The organism is Castellaniella sp. S9, from assembly GCF_027257175.1.
Classification (GTDB): domain Bacteria; phylum Pseudomonadota; class Gammaproteobacteria; order Burkholderiales; family Burkholderiaceae_B; genus Castellaniella.
In genome coordinates, this window is sequence record NZ_JAPFGD010000002.1 from 282,090 (window position 1) to 299,696 (window position 17,607).

The following is a 17,607-nucleotide window of genomic DNA, read 5'->3' on the forward strand; positions in this document are numbered from 1 at the left end:
GGCACGCCCGCCGTACGGCGGCGTGCCGGGGGGTGTTCAGTCGACCGTCGCGAGGACCTCGCGGATCGTGTCGAAAATCTGCCCGATCTGCGCCTCGCTGATGATGAGCGGGGGCGATATCGCAATGATGTCGCCGGTATAGCGCACCAGGACGCCGCGATCAAAGCATTTGGCAAAGACCTCGGCCGCACGCGCGCCGGGGGCCCCTTCGCGGGGGGCGAGCTCGATGCCGGCGACCAGCCCCAGGTTGCGCACGTCGATCACGTGGGGCGCGCCCTTGAGCCCGTGCGCCGCATCCTCGAACGGCTTGGACATGGCCCGCGCCCGTTCGAACAGACCGTCGTCGCGATAGACGCCCAGGGTGGCCAGGATCGCGGCCGTGGCCATGGGATGCGCGGAATACGTATAGCCGTGGAAAAACTCGATGCCGCTGCCGGCGGCATTGAGGATGGTGTCGTGGATGTCGCGGCGCACCGCGACGGCGCCGGCCGGCACCGCGGCGTTGCTGATGCCCTTGGCCATGGTGATGATGTCGGGGGTGACACCGAAGAAGTCGCTGGCGGTGGCTGCGCCCAGGCGGCCGAATCCGGTGATGACCTCGTCGAAGACCAGCAGGATGCCGTGTTTTTCAGTGATGGCGCGCAGCTTTTCCAGGTAGCCCTTGGGCGGCAGCAGCACGCCGGTCGAGCCGGCCAGGGGCTCGACGATGACCGCGGCGATGGTCGAGGCGTCGTGCAGGGCGATGATGCTCTCCAGGGCGTCGGCGAAATGCTCGCCCCAGGCGGGCTGGCCGCGCGTCCAGGCATTGTGGGCCAGGTCGTGGGTGTGGGGCAGGTGGTCGACGCCCGGCAGCAGCACGCCCGAGAACGTCTTGCGATTGGGCGAGATGCCGCCCACCGAGATGCCGCCGAAGCCCACGCCGTGGTAGCCGCGCTCGCGGCCGATCAGGCGGGTGCGCTGGCCCTCGCCGCGTGCCCTGTGGTAGGCGAGGGCGATCTTGAGGGCGGTGTCCACGGATTCGGAACCCGAGTTCGTGAAGAAAATCCGGTCCAGGCCCTCGGGCATCAGGGCCGCGACTTCGGTGGCCGCCCGGAACGAGTCCTCGTGGCCGATCTGGAAGCTCGGCGCGTAGTCCAGGTCGGTGGCCTGCCGGGTCAAGGCCTCGATGATGGGTCGGCGGGCGTGGCCGGCGTTGACGCACCACAGGCCGGCGGTGCCGTCCAGGATCTGGTGGCCATCGGTGGTGGTGTAATGCATGTCCTTGGCGCCGGCGAGCATTCGCGGATGCGACTTGAACTGGCGGTTGGCGGTAAAGGGCATCCACAGGTTGGACAAGTCCGTGGCGGTAATGGTGTCGGTGCTCATGGCGGCCTCGCGATCAAAGGGTACAGAGACGGAAAATGGTCGACCCATTCTGTGCCGCCCCCTGGGTGAAATACATATACAGTGTTAGGATGGCTGGATAGCTGTATTGACTCCAATCGCCTAACTGTATTGATTGCTGGGCGGCCGCCGGATTGGCGCGGCGCGCCTGGAGGATGCGGGATGATCCTGTTCCAGCCCGATCGTGATCGCAAGCGGGCGCCCTCGCTGGTCGATCAGGCGGCCTGCGCCCTCGAGCGCGCCATCCGCGAGCGCGTCCTGCGGCCGGGCATGGCGCTGCCTTCGGTCCGACAATTCGCCCGCGACCATGGGCTGAGCACTTTCACTGTGATGGCGGCCTATAACCGGCTGGTGGCGCAAGGCCTGCTGCAGTCGCGCCCGGGCGCCGGCTTCCGCGTTGCACGTCAGCGGCAGGCGGCACCGGTGCCGGCGCCGTCGTGGGTGGCGCCGCGCATCGGGCCGACCTGGCTGCTGTCGGACGTGTTCGCCGACCATTCCATCTCGATCAAGGCGGGCTGCGGCTGGCTGCCGCCCGACTGGCACAACGAGGCCGGCCTGCAGCATGCCCTGCGTCAACTGGGGCGCGTTCCGGTGAGCCAGATGGCGTCCTACGGACACCCGTTGGGATACCACCCTTTGCGCGAGCACATCGCCCATCGCCTGGGCGAGCATGGCCTGGAGACCGACGCCGGCCAGATCCTGTTGACGCACGGGGCGACGCAGGCTCTGGATGTCGTCGTGCGCACGGTGCTGCGGCCAGGCGACCATGTGGCGGTCGAGACCCCGTGCTATGCCAACCTGCTGCAGATTCTGGCGCTGAGCGGTGTCGTGGTGCACAGCGTGCCGCGTACGCGGGAAGGCGTTTGCGAACACACTCTCGAGCGCCTGGTGCGCGAGCATCCCATTCGCGCCATGTTCGTCACCACGGTGTTGCAGAATCCGACCGGTGCGACTTTTTCGATGGCGGGCGCCTTTCGTCTGCTGCAATTGGCCGAGCGGCATGCCTTTCTGGTGGTCGAAGACGATGTGTCCCGCGAACTGCTGCTCGAGCCCGCACCGCTGCTGGCGGCCCTCGCGGGCACCGGGCGGGTGGTGTATATCTCGGGCTTTGCCAAGAGCGTCATGCCGTCGATGCGGGTGGGCTACCTCTTGTGTGCCCCGGAACTGCTGGCGCAGTGCGCGCGCACCAAGATGTCCCTGGGCCTCACCTCGGCCGAGATGATGGAACGCGCCGTCTATCACGTGCTGCGCGACGGCCGCCACGGCACTTACATGCGCGGTGTGCGCGAGCGCCTGCGCCAGGCCCATGATCAGGTCTGCGAGGCCATGGTGCAGGGCGATTTCGAGATCAGCCATGAACCCGGCGCGGGCCTGTTCCTGTGGGCCCGGCCGCGCGCGGCCCGCGGCGAAGGCGCCGTGGGCTTGGCTGCCCGCGCCCTGGAGGCCGGCATCTGGTTGGCGCCCGGCGCCTATTTCGATCCTGGCGGGCGCGACGAAGGGTGGTTTCGCTTCAACGTCGCCTATTCGACGCACCCGCGCCTGTGGCGGTTCTTCAGGGATGCGCTGGACTGATCCCCGGCCTAGTGCGCTGTTTGGCTAGTTCGCATACTTAACTTCGGCGCCTGAACTTGCCATGCGGCGTTGCAAATCCTCGGGATAGCCACGGCTATCCCTGCGGTTTGCGCCTTGCCTGACAAGTCCATGCATCCGAATTTAAATGCACGAACTAGCCAAACAGCACACTGGGCACCGATTCAGGCCTTGCGATAGATGACGAAGTCATAGGCCAGCCCATTTTCGGCGGGCTGGACCAGGCGTTCGGTCTCGCGCCACTGTCCGGCGGGCAGTGCGGGGAACCAGGTGTCGCCCTCGATCTGCGCATGGACCTCGGTGGCGACGATCTCGTCGGCCAGGGGCAAGGCGAGGCGGAACACCTGCTCGCCGCCGATGACGCAGGCCACCGAGGCGTCCGCGCAGGCGGCCAGCGCCGCCTCCAGAGAGGGCAGGACTTCCGCGCCGTCCGCGGAAAAACCCGGCGCCCGGCTGAGCACCAGGTTCCGGCGTCCCGGCAATGGCCGCCCGAGCGAGGCCCAGGTCTTGCGTCCCATGATGATGGGATGTCCCAGCGTGTTGCGTTTGAAGTGCGCCAGGTCGGCGGGCAGGCGCCAGGGCAGGGCGTTGTCGCGCCCGATGACGCGGTTGTCCGCGTAGGCGACGACCAGCCGGACGAGGGGTGTAGGCATGCGGGATCCTTAAGGGCGGCGATCCGCGCCGACGGGGCGGGGCACCGAAAAGCAGTTGAGGAAATTGTCGAGCGCCGGCCGCTCGCCGGCCAGGGCGGCCCGGCCATCGGCCAGCGCAGCGTCGAGGCTGGCGGCGCCGTAGGCCAGGTGCAGCAGGGTGGTGGGGTCGGTGCGCAGGACCGCCGCCGTCTGCCGGGTGGGATCCGCCCGCCGGACCTCGAATGTGCCTGTGCGCACTCGCGCCACAAAGGCCTGTCCATCGAGGATGAGCAGGATCTCGGCATCGCGGCCCGCGGCCGCGTCGCGGTCGAACAGGGCGCGAAACGACAGGACCATGGCATCGACGTTGAGGGGGCTGCCGCGCGCGAAGGCGGGCGAGCGCACGCCCCAGAGCAGCAGTTGCAGGAGGATGGGCTCCAGTTCGAGGCCCCAGGCGGTCAAGGCATAGGCCATGCCGCCGGCGGGCGGCTGCTGGCGTTGCCGGACGACGATTCCGGCGGATTCGAGTTCCACCAGGCGCTGGGATAGCACATTGGCGCTGATGCCCTTGAGGCCGGTGCGCAGATCCGTGAAGCGTTTCGGCCCCAGCAGCAGTTCGCGCACGATCAGCAAGGCCCAACGCTCGCCGATCAGATCCAGCGCGTGCGCCGCCGCGCAGCCGTCGCCGTAGCTTCGTTTCGCATTCATGTGTTACAGCATACCATCAAGTCCTAACAAATAATTTTTTAGTTGTTTTTTAGGACTCAATGATTGTACAGTCCAGGTTTGGAAGGGCGTGTGCCCTGTCCGAGTCCGTGCCGGCCGTGGCGCGGCAAGCCCAAGGAGACCAAGGATGCAGACGAATACCGGAGACGACACCGTCCGTACCGCATTGCGCGGCGTGCTGGACGATTGGATCGCCGCCTCGCAGCGGCGCGACCTGGAGGCGCTGATGGCGTGCTACGCGCCCGACGTGGTGGCTTACGATGCCATCCAGGCCTTGCGCTTCACCGGTCGGGACGCTTATCGAGAACATTGGCGCATGTGCCTGGACATGTGCCCGGCCGGCTTGAATTTCCGCTTCCAGGATCTGGAGATCAGCGGCGCGCCCGACATCGGCTATGCGCATGGGCTGGTGGGCTGCGGGGATGGAACGGGCGGCGGCGAATTCTGGAGCCGCATGAGCACCGGATTCCGGCGGCAGGGCGAACGCTGGCTGATCGCGCACGAGCATTTCTCGTTTCCCTTCGATGCGCAGACCGGCAAGGCGATGATGCACCTGCAGCCCGACGGCACCGCGCGGACGCGGCCCATCCCGCCCGATATGAACGCGGTGACGCCTCATCTCGTATGCAGGGATGCGCCCGGGGCGATCGAATTCTACAAACAGGCTTTCGAGGCGCGCGTGATGGCTCGCCTGGATAGTCCACAGGGCGGCCTGATGCACGCTTGCCTGCGGATCGGGGACTCGGCGGTGATGTTGATGGAGGAATCGTCCGCATGCCAGGCCGTCAGCCCCGTGACCCTGAAAGGCACGCCGGTGACGCTGCACCTGTATGTCGAGGATGCCGATGCGGTGTTCGCCCGTGCGCTGCAGGCGGGTGCCACGGCGCTGATGCCGCCCGCCGACATGTTCTGGGGCGACCGCTACGGTGTGGTGGTCGATCCTTACGGGCATCAGTGGGCCATCGCCACGCACGTGCGCGACATCACGCCCGAAGCGATCCGCGAGGCAGCCGCGGCCTTCGGCCAGCCGTCCCGTGACGGCGGCTTAGGGTGAACAGGCACTAGTGTCCTGTCTGGTTAGTTTGGTTACTTAAATTCGGATGCATGGGCTTGTCAGGCAAGGCGCAAACCGCAGCGATAGCCGGTGCTATCGCGAGGATTTGCAACGCAGCATGGCGAGCCCAGGCGCCGAAGGTAAGGATCGGAATTAGCCAGACAGGACACTAGCGCAAGGGGCGTATCGCCTGATCGATGCAGCCGGCCAGCAGGTCCTCGAGGCGGCCTTGCGCGAGAATCAGGCCGGGCGCCAGGTCGGCCAGCGGACGCAGCACGAATGCGCGCTCGTGCATGCGCGGGTGCGGGACGATCAGCGTGGGTTCGTTGATGCGCCGGTCGCCGTACAGCAGCAAGTCCAGGTCCAGCGTGCGCGGCGCATTGCGGTAGGGGCGCTGGCGGCCGTGCTCCTGTTCGATGGCTTGCAGCAGGGTCAGCACGGCCTGGGGGGGCAGAGCGGTGCGCGCGTGGGCCACGGCGTTGATGTAGTCCGGTCCCGAGGAATCGACGGGTGCGCTGCGATACAGGGGCGAGAGGCGCAGGTTCAGGATGCCGGGGGTGCGCGCCAGCCTGTCGGCCGCATGCAGCAAGGTGTCGGCGGCCTCGCCCAGGTTGGCACCCAGGCCGACGTAGAGATCGACGCCCGGCGCGACATCGGTCGGCTGGATCATGGGTGCGCCCGCGGCCTCAGGCCTGGGATTCGGACTGGCCGGCGCCTTCCGCGGCGCGGGGCCGGCGCTTGCGCCGCCGCCACGCAGGCGCGTTGCGTGCGCCGGTGTGGCCGGCCTGCCAGGTGTCGATCATCTGATTGCGGCGATCCTCGCTGCTGTTGGCCAGGTCCATCCACCATTGGGCCAGCACGCTGTCGACCTCGCGGGCCTCGGCGCGCAATTGCAGGAAATCCACGGCTGCGCGAAAGCGCGGCTGGTCCAGCAGCCGCCAGATCGAGCGCACAGTGGCGCGCTCGAAACGGGCCTGCATCAGCCAGATCTCGCGCATGTCGGATTGATAGCGGCGCTGGATGGCGAGCTTGTGCGTCTGGTCGTCGATCACCGAATCGGCGGCCTGGATCAAGGCTTCGGTGCGTTGCAGGCCGTCGTTGGCCAGGGCTTGCCAGCGTTGGTGCACCAGGCGCCACAGCAGGGCCGCGAACAGGAAACTGGGACTGACCGGCTTGCCTGAACGCACGCGTGCATCGGTGCGCGACAGGGCGATCTCGACGAAGTCCTCGCCACCCTGTTCCTCGAAGATCCGGTCGATCAGCGGCATCAGGTTCTGTGTGAGTCCGGAGCGGCGCAGTTGCCGCAGGCAGTCCATGGCATGCCCGCAGGTCAGCAGCTTGAGCGTTTCGTCGAACAGGCGCGAGGCGGGCACGTGCTCGATCAGGCCGGCCAGCCGGGTGATGGGCTGCTCGGTCGGCGGATCGATCCGCGCCCCGAGTTTCGCGGCAAAGCGCAAGGCGCGCAGCATGCGCACCGGATCCTCGCGATAGCGGGTCTCGGGGTCGCCGATCATGCGCACCACGCGGTTCTTGAGGTCGGCCACGCCCTGGTGGAAATCGATGACTTCCTCCTTGATCGGATCGTAGTACAGCGCGTTGATCGTGAAGTCGCGCCGCGCGGCGTCTTCTTCGTGGGTGCCGAACTCGTTGTCGCGCAGGATGCGGCCGTGCTCGTCGGTTTCCTGGTTGCCCGAGGAGGGCGCGCGGAATGTGGACGTCTCGATCACCTCCTGGCCGAACACCACGTGGACGAGCTGAAAGCGGCGGCCGATGATGCGCGCGCGCCGGAACAGGGGCCGGATCTGGGCGGGCGTGGCGTTGGTGGCCACGTCGAAATCCTTGGGCGCGAGGCCGACGATCAGGTCGCGAACCGCGCCGCCGACGATGTAGGCGTCGAAGCCATGCTGATTGAGCACCTCGCAGACCTTGATGGCGTGCCGCGAGACCAGGCGCCGGTCGATGCCGTGTTTGTCGCGCGCCAGGCGCTCGGGCCCGTTGGGCGGCGCCGCGAGCAGGCGCGATACGAAATTCTTGATGGTCTGCTTGAGCATATGGGCCGTTATTTTATGACTTTGCGTCCTGCATGTCCTCGAATAGGTCGAGTGTGCGCCAGCCCCGCTCGGCGGCCAGGGCGCGCAGGGCAATGCTGGGATTGGTCGCCACGGGGTGGCTCACCACCTCGAGCAGCGGCAGGTCGTTCATCGAATCGCTATAGAACCAGGTCTCGTCGAAGTCCTCGAGCTCGTGCCCGAGGCCGGCCAGCCACTGGCGCACCCGCAGCACCTTGCCCGCCTGGAAGCTGGGCGTGCCGTCGATCCGGCCGGTATAGAGGCCCTGGGCATCGCGTTCGGGTACGGTGGCGATCAGATGAGGAATGTCCAGGGCGCGGGCAATGGGCGTGGTGACGAATTCGTTGGTGGCCGTGACGATGGCGCACAGGGCGCCGGCGTCGCGGTGGCGCGCCACCAGGGCCTGCGCCGCGGGCAGGATGCCGGGGCGCACGACCTCGGCCATGTAGGCCTCGTGCCACAGGGCCAGTTCCTCGTGCTGCGCGAGCTTGAGCAGGCCCAGCATGAAATCGGCGGCCTCCTGGGCGCTGAGGGTGCCTTCGTTGTATCGGCGCATCAGGTCGTCGTTGCGCCGGCGCGCGGCATCGGGGTCCCCGGCGCGGCCGGTGCGGGCCAGGAAGTCGGCCCATTGATAATCGCTGTCGAAGGGCAGCAGGGTGTGGTCCAGGTCGAACAGGGCCAGGGTTTGGGGCGTCGTGGTCATGGCGTCCTCGGGGTGGTCTGCGCGTCGGCGAGCAAATCCTTGAGCAGGGGCAGGGTGATGGGGCGGTGGCGCGCCAGCGAATAGCGGTCCAGCGCATCGATGAGAGCAGTCAGCCTGCCCATGTCGCGGTCGTAATGGGTCAGGATCCAGCCCAGGACGTCGTCGCCCAGACGCAGGCCGCGCGCCTGGGCGCGCTCGCGCAGGGCCGCCGCGCGGTCCTGATCCGACAGTTGCTCCAGGCGGTAGACCAGGTCCCAGCCCAGGCGGGTGCGCAGGTCCTCGCGCAGGGCCATGGCCATGGGGGCACGGTCGCCCGCCAGCAACAGGGCAAAGGCCTCCGGCGTCCCCGCTGCGGTGCGCCAGCGATTGTACAGGGCAAACAGCGCCGCCTGCGCATCCGGGTCCAGATCGCCGACATCGTCGATCGCCACCAGCGAGAGCCGGCGATCCTCGTCGGTGGCCAGGTCGCGCAACCGGCCCGCCGGCGTGTCTGCGGCCATGTACGGCGCCTCGTGCGCCTGCGCGCTGGCGCGCAGCAGGTGGCTGCGGCCCGAACCCGCGCCGCCCCACAGGTACAGGGCGCGCCCCGGTGCGAGCTCGCGCACGGCCCGCAGGGTCGCTTGATTGTCCCCGATCACGAAACCGTCCAGGGTGGGTGGCGACGCCGGCAGGATGTCCAGTAGCAGTTGCTGCGTCATGCCAGAAGGAAGTTCATCGTAAAATCGAGGCTTCTCAGTGTTCGAACACGCAATTCTTGCACATCTGGCGGCTTTTCTCATGAATGATCAACCTGCAGCTTCCATGACCTACCGCGATGCCGGGGTCGACATCGATGCCGGCGACGCCCTGGTCGACCGGATCAAGCCGCTGGCCGCCCGGACCATGCGCCCGGGCGTCATGGCGGGCATCGGCGGCTTCGGCGCGCTGTTCGAGCTGCCGACGCACCTGCGCCAGCCCGTGCTGGTGTCGGGCACCGACGGCGTGGGCACCAAGCTGCGCCTGGCCTTCGAGTGGCAGCGTCACGACACCGTGGGCATCGACCTGGTGGCAATGAGCGTCAACGACATCCTCGTCCAGGGTGCCGAGCCGCTGTATTTCCTGGACTATTTCGCCTGCGGAAAACTGTCGGTGGACACGGCGGCGCAGGTCGTGGGCGGCATCGCGCGCGGCTGCGAACTGGCAGGCTGCGCGCTGATCGGCGGTGAGACCGCCGAGATGCCTGGCATGTACCCCGAGGGCGAGTACGACCTCGCCGGCTTTGCCGTCGGCGCGGTCGAGAAATCCCAGATCATCGACGGCGCCGGCATCCAGGCGGGCGACACCGTGCTGGGCCTGGCCTCCAGCGGCGCGCATTCCAACGGCTATTCCCTGCTGCGCAAGATCCTGCAGCATGCGGACGCGCGCCCGGACCAGGATATGGGCGGCCGCCCGCTGGCCGACGTGGTCATGGAGCCCACCCGCATCTACGTCAAGTCGGTGCTGGCCGCGCTGGCCGCCCATCGGCCCGCCATCAAGGGCCTGGCCCACATCACCGGCGGCGGCCTGCTGGAAAATGTGCCGCGCATCCTGCGCGCCGGCCTGGCGGCCGAGCTGCATCGCGACGCCTGGACCCTGCCTGCGCTGTTTGCCTGGCTGCAGCGCGAGGGCGGCGTCGCCGACCATGAAATGGCGCGCGTATTCAACTGCGGCATCGGCATGGTGCTGGTGGTCGATCCGGCACAGGCCGACGCCGTGAGCGCCACTTTGCGGGCCCAGGGCGAAACGGTGTATGCACTGGGCGCCGTCGTCGAGCAGGCGGCGGGCGCGCCCCAGGCCGCCGTGATCTGAAATGCCGGTCGCTACGCCGGGTCGGGCCGCGACGGGCCCCGGCCGGGTGACGACCGGCGTTCGGCGCACACCCGCGCAAAGGCGTCCACCACGCGTTCCGCGGCGTCCGCGGCATCGCACGGGGTCGCCAGGCGTCCAGGCAAGCCGCGCAGCCAGGTGATCTGGCGCTTGGCCAGTTGGCGCGTGGCGGCAACGGCCCGTTCGATCGCCTGTTCCTGCGTGCATTCCCCGTCCAGAAAGTCCCAGACCTGCCGGTAGCCCACGCAGCGGATCGAAGGCAGGCCCGGATGCAGGTCGCCGCGCGCATGCAGGGCGCGCACCTCGTCCACCAGGCCGGCCTCGATCATGGCGCCGTAGCGCCGCGCGATGCGGGCATGCAGCCAGGCGCGGTCCGTGGGTTCCAGGCTGAGGGTGACGTGCCGCCAGCCGGGCAGCGGCGGGTCCGGCGTCTCGCGCAGCCATTGGCTCATGCTGCGCCCGCTGCCGCGCCAGATCTCGAGCGCCCGCTGCAGCCGCTGGCTGTCGTTGGGGGCCAGGCGGGCCGCGGTTTGCGGGTCGACGCGCGCCAGTTCGGCATGCAGGGCGGGCCAGCCCCGGGCCTGGGCCTCCGCGTCGATGGTCCGGCGCAGCGCCGGGTCGGCCTGCGGCAGCGCGTGCAAGCCCTCGCGCAGCGCCTTGTAGTAGAGCATGGTGCCGCCACACAACAATGGAATGCGCCCCCGTGCCCGGATCTCGCGCGCCAGCGAGCCGGCGTCCTCCGCGAACTCCGCCGCCGAATAGGCCTGGGCCGGATCGCGGATGTCGATGAGGTGGTGCGGGATCCGCGCCCGTTCGGACGGCGACGGTTTGGCGGTGCCGATGTCCATGCCGCGATAGATGGTGGCCGAATCCATCGCAATGATCTCGATGGGCCAGCGCTGCGCCAGCGCGAGAGCCGCGGCGGACTTGCCCGACGCCGTCGGCCCGGCCAGGCAGATCAGCGTGGGAGCGGCGGGGTCGGCATCGTCGGAGTCCGGCGCCGCGCTTCCTGGAAATGCGCCCCGAACGGCCTGGGCGGACTGCCGCGTCATTGGCCGCGCATGAACAGCTTGTCCAGGTCGCCCATGCTCCATTGAAACCAGGTGGGCCGCCCGTGGTTGCACTGGTCGGCGCGTTCGGTGCGCTCCATCTGGCGCAGCAGGGCGTTCATCTCGTCGATGCCCAGGCGCCGGTTGGCGCGCACGGCGCCGTGGCACGCCATGGTGGACAGCAGCTCGTTGCGTTGTTCGGTCAGGCGGGCCGAATGGCCGATGCGTTCGAGATCGGCCAGGACGCCGCGTGCCAGCGCCTCGATGTCGCCTTGCGCCAGGAGGGCGGGCACCGCCCGCACCGCCAGAGAGGCCGGGCCGGTCGGACGGATGCGCAGCCCCAGGGCGTCGAGGGTGTCCTGCTCGGCCTCGGCCAGCGCCATCTCGGTGGGGCTGGCGCTGAACACCACGGGGACCAGCAGTTCTTGTGCGGGCAGCGGCGCGCCGTCCATCGCCTGCTTCAGGGCTTCGTAGACGACCCGTTCGTGCGCCGCGTGCATGTCCACCAGGATCAGGCCCCGGGCATTCTGCGCGAGGATGTAGATGCCGTGCAGCTGGCCCAGCGCCATGCCCAGCGGCAGTTCGCCGGGGTCGGGTGCCGCCGCCTGCGGCGCCGGATGCGGGGCTGCTGTGGGCGGCTCGGCATCCAGCGGGCGGTAGAGGCGACGCCAATCGACGGCGGCTGCCGGCTCGTTCAGGCTGAAGCGCTGCTGGCCCCAGGGCGGGGCGGCTGACGGGGAACTGGCGGGCGGGCGGGCGGCGGGCGCGCCGGCCGCGGCCCCTGTCCATTCCGAGGTCCGGTCCGGGTCTGCAGCGCGCCAGGCGGGATCGCCGCCCGTGGGTGCCGGCGGGGCCTGCGCCGCGCCGGGGCCGGCGGCGCCGCCGTGCTGCGCCAGCGCCTGGCCGAGGGCCTGCGCGACGTACCGGTGGACGGCACCGCTGTCGCGGAAGCGCACCTCGTGCTTGGCCGGGTGCACGTTCACGTCCACCGTGGCCGGGTCCAGGGTCAGGAACAGCACGTAGGCGGGCTGGCGGTCGCCGTGCAGCACGTCGGCGTAGGCCTGGCGCACGGCGTGCGAGACGGTGCGGTCGCGCACGTAGCGGCCGTTCACGTACAGGTACTGGCGGTCGGCCCGGTTGCGGGCGAAGGTCGGCCGGGTGATGCGGCCCCCGAGGGCGATCAAGCCCTGGACGGCCGACACCGGCAGGCTTTGCTCGTCGAATGCCTCGCCCAGCACGTCGCGGATCCGGTTTTCGGGGGTGCTGGGGGGCCAGTTGCGCTGCGGCTTGTCGTTATGGAACACCCGGATGGCCACCTCGGGGTGGGCGAGCGCGATGCGTTCGACGGCCTCGATGCAGTGCGCGTATTCGGTGGCCTCCGTGCGCAGGAATTTGCGGCGGGCCGGAATGTGATCGAACAGCTGGCGCACCTCGACGCGCGTCCCGACCGGGCCGGCGGCGGCTTCCGGTGTCGTCGATTCGGCCGTGATCCGCCAGGCCTGGGTGTCGCCCGCGGTGCGCGAGGTGAGGGCCAGGCGCGCGACCGAGGCGATCGAGGCCAGCGCCTCGCCGCGGAATCCCATGGAGGCGACCGATTCCAGTTCCGCCAGTGAGCGGACCTTGCTGGTCGCGTGCCGCTGCAGGGCCAGCGGCAGTTCGGCGGGCGGGATGCCTGAGCCGTCGTCGCTGACCAGGATGCGGCGGATGCCGCCGCCGTCGAGGCGAACCTCGATGGCCCGCGCGCCGGCGTCCAAAGCGTTCTCCAGCAGTTCCTTCAGGACCGATGCCGGGCGCTCGATCACCTCGCCCGCGGCGATCTGGCTGATCAGGGTGTCGGGCAGGGGAGAGATCGAACGGCGGTCGGACATCGGGACGAGCAGCGAGGGCATGACGATCCAGCCAGTTTAAACGGTTTATGATTCTGGATCGAAAATCCCCCGCAAATCCGCAGCGCCTGCCTGTCGCTCGACTTGTTCAGAGGGACACCAAAGGACAACATGGCGGAATGCTTTCATCTGATCCTGCACATCGACCAGTCGCTGGGCTTCTGGGTCGTGCAATATGGGTCCTGGATCTACCTGATCCTGGCGCTGATCATCTTTGGCGAGACCGGCTTGGTGATCCTGCCGTTCCTGCCGGGCGATTCGCTGCTGTTCATCGCGGGGGCCTTCGGCGCCTCGGGCCAGCTGGATCCCGTCCTGCTGGGCGCGATCCTGCTGGCCGCCGCAGTCTTGGGCAATACCGTCAATTACGCCGTCGGGCGTGCCATCGGGCCCAAGGTCTTCGAGAAGGACTACCGTTTCCTCGATCGCAAGGCGCTGCTGAAGACCCACGCATTCTATGAAAAGCATGGCGGCAAGACCATCGTGCTGTCGCGCTTCCTGCCTCTGTTCCGGACCTTCGCGCCCTTTGTCGCCGGCGTGGCCGCGATGAATGCCCTACGCTTCCAGTTCTACAACATGATCGGGGCCGCGGCCTGGATCGCCGGTCTGATCGCTCTAGGCTATTTTTTCGGCCATGTGCCCTTCATCAAGGATCACCTCAACACTATCGTGCTGATCGGTGTGAGCGCCGCCGCGGTGCCGGCGGCGCTGGGGCTGCTGTGGAAGCTCCTGCGCCGGCGGCCGGCTGATCGATAATCCCCCTGCCTGCGGCGCGCTTTACGCGCGTCGCGCGAGCGCCGGGCTGGCGGCGAAATAATCCTGCACGCCCTTCAACATGGCCTGGGCGATGCGCTGCTGGTGCTGGGGACTGCGCAGCAGGCGCTCCTCCTCGGGGTTGCTGATGAAGGCGGTTTCGACCAGGATCGAAGGGATGTCGGGCGCCTTGAGCACGGCGAATCCGGCGCGTTCGATGCGGTTCTTGTGCAGGCGGTTGATCTTGCCGATTTCGCTCAGGACCCGAGAGCCCACCTTGATCGAATCATTGATCTGCGCGCCGGTGGACAAGTCCAGCAGCACCTTGGCCACCTGCTGGTTGTGGGCGCCCAGGTTCACGCCGCCGATCAGGTCGGCGTCGTTTTCCTTCTTGGCCAGCCAGCGCGCGGCGGAACTGGTGGCGCCGTGCTGGGACAGCGCCCAGACCGACGAGCCGCGCGCCGAGGGCTTGATCCAGGCGTCGGCGTGGATCGAGATGAACAGGTCGGCCTTCACGCGGCGCGCCTTCTGCACCCGCACGTGCAGGGGCACGAAATAGTCGCGGTCGCGCGTCAGGTAGGCGCGCATGTTGGGTTGCGCGTCGATGATCGCCTTGAGGCGCTTGGCGATCTGCAGGACGATGTCCTTTTCCCGTGTGCCGCGCCGGCCGATGGCGCCGGGATCCTCGCCGCCATGGCCCGGGTCCAGGGCGATGAGGATGGGGCGGTCGCGCCTGGACGGCGACGGCGCGGGGATCACGGGCTCGGGCGCGCTGCGGGCGACCGGCGGGGGCAGCTTCTGGCCCTCGACCGAGGGGATCGGCGCCTCGGCCATCGGCCCGTTCTGTGCCAGTTCGTCCAGGATGCCCGCCAGCGGATCGTTCTGTGCGTCCTTTAGGAGGGCCAGCAGGGGATCCTGGGCGATCTTGGGGTACAGGTCGAGGACCAGCCGGTACTTGTATTCGCCCACCGGCTTGAGCGTGAAGACCTGCGGCGCGATGTCCTGCTTCAGGTCGAACACCAGCCGGACCACATTGGGCCGATTCTGGGCCACCCGCACGGTTTGAATGTAGGGATCGTTGGGGCGGACCTTGGACACCAGCTCGTTGATGGCGCGGCTCATGCTCAGGCCGTCGATGTCGACGACCAGCCGGTAGGGATTGTCGAGCACGAAGTGCTCGGCCTTCAGCTCGGAATCCATCTCGAGAGTCACGCGCGTGTATTCGTCGGCCGGCCAGGTGCGCACCGCCAGGATGGTTGCGGCGTGGGCCAGGCGCGGGATGACGGGCAGCAGAAGCAGCGCGACGCCCCCCGAGATCAGCTTGCGCCGCAGGGGGTCGGCCTGAGGACTCAGGGTCCGGACGGAGTCAGTTGCGTCAGCCATAGTCGTCCTTTGTCGCTGTAGGCGTCGATGGATGCGCGGCGGCCGGTGCCGGCATGTTCCAGCAAAATGTCCAGGTCAGGGGGGGGGAGGCGAGTCCCGGCCTGCTCGGGCCATTCGATCAGGATGATGGCGTTTTCGTCGAATAATTCTCGGAAGCCCGCATCCTGCCATTCCTGGGCATCGCTAAATCTATAGAAATCAAAGTGATAGAAGTATAAGTTAGAAATATTATAGCTTTCAAGCAGGGCGTAGCTCGGACTTTTGATTCGTCCCTGGATTCCGGAGGCTCTCAGCAGGGCGCGCGCAAGCGTGGTTTTCCCTGTCCCCAGCTCGCCTCGCAAGTGAATGCGCCCGCCGGGCGGGCGTTCTGCGGCGTCGTCGCCGCGCAACAGATGCGCAAGTCGTTGTGCCAGAGCAACGGTGGCGGCCTCATCGGCCAGCGTCAGGGTCAGGGTGGCGGAAGGGCGGGACATGGCGGGCCTCTGTGGAAACGGCGAGCGGCGGCTTGGGCAGCCGGCCGCCCGGGCGGACGTCGCGAAAACTGCGCCATTGTACGCGTCGCCGCGATGCGCCAAGACAGCCCGCGGCCGGCGCCAGGCGGCGGGCGCGGCGGGGCTTTCCTTTATAATCGTGGGTCCGTCTCCTTAGTTAAATGGATATAACTTTCCCCTCCTAAGGGAAGATTGCAGGTTCGATTCCTGCAGGAGACGCCCTCTGTGTTTCCCTATGAGTGGGTTTTGACTCGCGACCATGGCCAGTCTGTTTTTATTGGCGCCGCCATACGGTTCCGCGGCGTTCATATTCGAGGTAGGTTTCGACTCTGTGTGCGACGTGTGATCCTGCATATCGTTCGATCAGCCATAGTGCGAGTTCCAGGCCGGACGTGACACCGGCAGAGGTAATAATGTCACCATCATCCACCACACGGGCGCGGATGATCTCTGTGCCTTGAGCTGCAAGATCCTTGAGGGCGATCGCATGGGTGATGCCAGGGCGCGACTTGAGTAAGCCCGCCGCAGCGATCAGCATGGCGCCTGTACAGACGCCCGCAATAAGCGTGCCGGATCGATGGAGAGTGGCGATTGCGTCCGGAATCTCCCCGCGCCGGACCTCGGCTCTTGTGCCCACGGAGGCATCGACCTTAGCCCACCCTCCGCCGGGAACAACCAGGATATCGAGCTTTTCTTCGAGACTGAGGGCTGTGTCTACCCGAAGGCGCAAACCGTGGGCGGCCGTAATTTCGGTTTGACCATGCAGAGTGGCAAGCTCGATTTCAAAGTCGGCCTTGGCGATCGAGGTGGCGCTTTTCAGCACCTCGTACGGGGCCAGAGCATCGAGTTCTTCGCAGCCGTCGAACACAAGAATTTTCACTTTCATATCATTGACTTCAAAGGAGGTCCAAGCAGCCCATCGGCCGTGTCGAGGCGTCGGCTGCTGGAGAAGCTCAAATCATAAAGGCCTCGATGGTCCAATTGGGGGGTACGAGGGTTCGCAGCCCTGTGTCCGCTGGGAGCAAAGGGCGGCCGAACTCAGGCCACTATGTCGTTTTCCTCATGTAGTGCCTGTTTTTCGTTCGTGAACGAGACGACATTCTGTGGCCGTTCGTCAACGATCAGCTTGAATATGTCGGGTCGCGAATAATGGCCGATTGCATCAAAGTCGAGTCGGCTGCGTGCGACCTCGTCGAGGTCAAGGTCCGCATACAGAATGGTTTGTTCGTCGAAGACGGGGCCGGCTAGAACTTGTCCCAATGGTCCGATGATGCAGCTGCCTCCGCGCATCATGACGGCATCGGGTTCGAGCTCGGCTCCGATGTCGTAGTCTTCGGGAAAGTCTTTGCGGCGCATGACCTGGCAAGAAGACAGCACGAAACAGCGTCCTTCTAGTGCAATATGCTGTACGGTCGGTAGCCAGGTATCACGGTCGTCAGCCGTGGGTGTGCAGTATAGGGTGACACCTTTTGAGTACATCGACATGCGCAATAACGGCATGTAGTTTTCCCAGCAGATGACGGCACCGAGCTTGCCAAATGGTGTGTCGAAGGCCGCGAGGGTGGATCCGTCGCCAAAGCCCCAGACCAGTCGTTCGCTGGCGGTGGGCATGAGTTTGCGATGTTTTCCCAGCAGCTTGCCTTCGGGCGAGAAGAAAAGCACAGTGCAATACAAAGTCATGCCATCGCGTTCGATGACCCCGAGTACCAGATACAGGTCATGTTCGCGCGCTAGGGCCCCAATACGAGCGGTTTCCTGGCCGGGGACCTCGATGGAACTGGCCCAGTAGCGCCGGAAATCCTCTCTGCCTTCGGGTCGACGCTGTCCAACACGGCAGCCGAAGTCTAGCCATTTTGGGTAGGCCGAGACAAAGGCTTCGGGTAGGACGGCCAGCTTCGCGCCGCCTCGAGCGGCTTCAGCGACCAATTGTTCGAGCTTTTGCAAAGTGGCTTCGAGATTGAAGGCTACGGATCCGGCCTGTATGACCGCCGCTTTCATCGTGTTCATGATAGTTCCTCTAATAACAATACGTTCGGGGTTCGGGTT

Annotated in this window: 17 protein-coding genes, 1 tRNA gene and 1 pseudogene; 6 read left to right on the forward strand and 13 right to left on the reverse strand. The window is 67.1% G+C overall.

From position 1 onward, the window contains the following. Positions 1–36 precede the first annotated feature (36 nt). Positions 37–1,320, reverse strand: a complete 1,284-nt coding sequence (locus OOZ48_RS04035; RefSeq protein WP_269496323.1) for an aspartate aminotransferase family protein — start codon at positions 1,318–1,320, stop codon at positions 37–39. A 225-nt stretch (positions 1,321–1,545) separates the two neighbouring features. Between OOZ48_RS04035 and OOZ48_RS04040 the strand changes: the two genes are divergently transcribed. Beyond that, entirely contained in the window at positions 1,546–2,955 is a 1,410-nt protein-coding gene (locus OOZ48_RS04040) for an aminotransferase-like domain-containing protein (protein ID WP_269495923.1), read from the forward strand. Positions 2,956–3,137: 182 nt separating this feature from the next. Here the strand turns inward: OOZ48_RS04040 and OOZ48_RS04045 are convergent, their stop codons facing one another. Together OOZ48_RS04045 and OOZ48_RS04050 are read right to left on the reverse strand one after the other, a co-directional pair. Further along, on the reverse strand, positions 3,138–3,626 hold the full coding sequence (locus OOZ48_RS04045) for a dihydrofolate reductase (protein ID WP_269495924.1): 489 nt from the start codon (positions 3,624–3,626) through the stop codon (positions 3,138–3,140). 9 nt (positions 3,627–3,635) lie between these two features. Next, complete coding sequence (locus tag OOZ48_RS04050) at positions 3,636–4,313, reverse strand: winged helix-turn-helix transcriptional regulator (protein ID WP_269495925.1); 678 nt, start codon at positions 4,311–4,313, stop codon at positions 3,636–3,638. 145 nt (positions 4,314–4,458) lie between these two features. Between OOZ48_RS04050 and OOZ48_RS04055 the strand changes: the two are divergent. Continuing rightward, a pseudogene (locus OOZ48_RS04055) lies at positions 4,459–4,842 on the forward strand (YybH family protein); the annotation flags it as partial. Between the two features lie 36 nt (positions 4,843–4,878). Beyond that, positions 4,879–5,385 carry a VOC family protein gene (locus OOZ48_RS04060; RefSeq protein ID WP_269496325.1) on the forward strand — a complete coding sequence of 169 codons (507 nt, stop codon included), beginning with the start codon at positions 4,879–4,881 and terminating at the stop codon, positions 5,383–5,385. A gap of 169 nt (positions 5,386–5,554) precedes the next feature. Here the strand turns inward: OOZ48_RS04060 and folK are convergent, their stop codons facing one another. From folK to hda, 4 genes are read right to left on the reverse strand one after another with little or no spacing between them, the layout of a single operon-like run. Then, a complete protein-coding gene (gene folK, locus OOZ48_RS04065; protein WP_269495926.1) occupies positions 5,555–6,055 on the reverse strand; it encodes a 2-amino-4-hydroxy-6-hydroxymethyldihydropteridine diphosphokinase in 501 nt (166 codons plus the stop codon). Positions 6,056–6,071: 16 nt separating this feature from the next. Continuing rightward, positions 6,072–7,436, reverse strand: a complete 1,365-nt coding sequence (gene pcnB, locus OOZ48_RS04070) for a polynucleotide adenylyltransferase PcnB (protein WP_269495928.1) — start codon at positions 7,434–7,436, stop codon at positions 6,072–6,074. 13 nt (positions 7,437–7,449) lie between these two features. After that, positions 7,450–8,157, reverse strand: coding sequence for an HAD family hydrolase (locus OOZ48_RS04075; RefSeq protein WP_269495929.1), 708 nt, complete (start codon positions 8,155–8,157; stop codon positions 7,450–7,452). Continuing rightward, positions 8,154–8,855 carry a DnaA regulatory inactivator Hda gene (hda, locus tag OOZ48_RS04080; protein WP_269495930.1) on the reverse strand — a complete coding sequence of 234 codons (702 nt, stop codon included), beginning with the start codon at positions 8,853–8,855 and terminating at the stop codon, positions 8,154–8,156. Before hda ends, OOZ48_RS04075 begins: the two co-directional genes overlap by 4 nt. Positions 8,856–8,934: 79 nt before the next feature. Here hda and purM point away from each other — a divergent pair, with 79 nt between their 5' ends. Continuing rightward, positions 8,935–9,984 carry a phosphoribosylformylglycinamidine cyclo-ligase gene (gene purM / locus OOZ48_RS04085; protein ID WP_269495931.1) on the forward strand — a complete coding sequence of 350 codons (1,050 nt, stop codon included), beginning with the start codon at positions 8,935–8,937 and terminating at the stop codon, positions 9,982–9,984. Between the two features lie 11 nt (positions 9,985–9,995). Here purM and miaA read toward each other — a convergent pair whose 3' ends face one another. Then, positions 9,996–11,054, reverse strand: coding sequence for a tRNA (adenosine(37)-N6)-dimethylallyltransferase MiaA (miaA, locus tag OOZ48_RS04090; RefSeq protein ID WP_269495932.1), 1,059 nt, complete (start codon positions 11,052–11,054; stop codon positions 9,996–9,998). After that, positions 11,051–12,919, reverse strand: coding sequence for a DNA mismatch repair endonuclease MutL (gene mutL / locus OOZ48_RS04095; protein ID WP_269496327.1), 1,869 nt, complete (start codon positions 12,917–12,919; stop codon positions 11,051–11,053). The genes miaA and mutL overlap by 4 nt, the downstream gene beginning before the upstream one ends. 129 nt (positions 12,920–13,048) lie before the next feature. Between mutL and OOZ48_RS04100 the strand changes: the two genes are divergently transcribed. After that, a complete protein-coding gene (locus tag OOZ48_RS04100; RefSeq protein ID WP_269495933.1) occupies positions 13,049–13,690 on the forward strand; it encodes a VTT domain-containing protein in 642 nt (213 codons plus the stop codon). Positions 13,691–13,711: 21 nt separating this feature from the next. On the opposite strand, the gene OOZ48_RS04105 is transcribed toward OOZ48_RS04100, so the two are convergent. Beyond that, positions 13,712–15,070 carry an N-acetylmuramoyl-L-alanine amidase gene (locus OOZ48_RS04105; protein ID WP_269495935.1) on the reverse strand — a complete coding sequence of 453 codons (1,359 nt, stop codon included), beginning with the start codon at positions 15,068–15,070 and terminating at the stop codon, positions 13,712–13,714. Then, positions 15,037–15,543 (reverse strand): tRNA (adenosine(37)-N6)-threonylcarbamoyltransferase complex ATPase subunit type 1 TsaE, encoded by a 507-nt coding sequence (gene tsaE / locus OOZ48_RS04110; protein ID WP_269495937.1) that lies wholly within the window; start codon positions 15,541–15,543, stop codon positions 15,037–15,039. Before tsaE ends, OOZ48_RS04105 begins: the two co-directional genes overlap by 34 nt. Positions 15,544–15,708: 165 nt before the next feature. Between tsaE and OOZ48_RS04115 the strand changes: the two genes are divergently transcribed. Next, positions 15,709–15,780 (forward strand) — tRNA-Arg (locus OOZ48_RS04115). 55 nt (positions 15,781–15,835) lie between these two features. On the opposite strand, the gene OOZ48_RS04120 is transcribed toward OOZ48_RS04115, so the two are convergent. Further along, positions 15,836–16,447, reverse strand: a complete 612-nt coding sequence (locus tag OOZ48_RS04120) for a DJ-1/PfpI family protein (RefSeq protein WP_269495938.1) — start codon at positions 16,445–16,447, stop codon at positions 15,836–15,838. A gap of 152 nt (positions 16,448–16,599) precedes the next feature. After that, positions 16,600–17,568 (reverse strand): carbon-nitrogen hydrolase family protein, encoded by a 969-nt coding sequence (locus OOZ48_RS04125; protein ID WP_269495939.1) that lies wholly within the window; start codon positions 17,566–17,568, stop codon positions 16,600–16,602. Between the last annotated feature and the right edge of the window lie 39 nt (positions 17,569–17,607).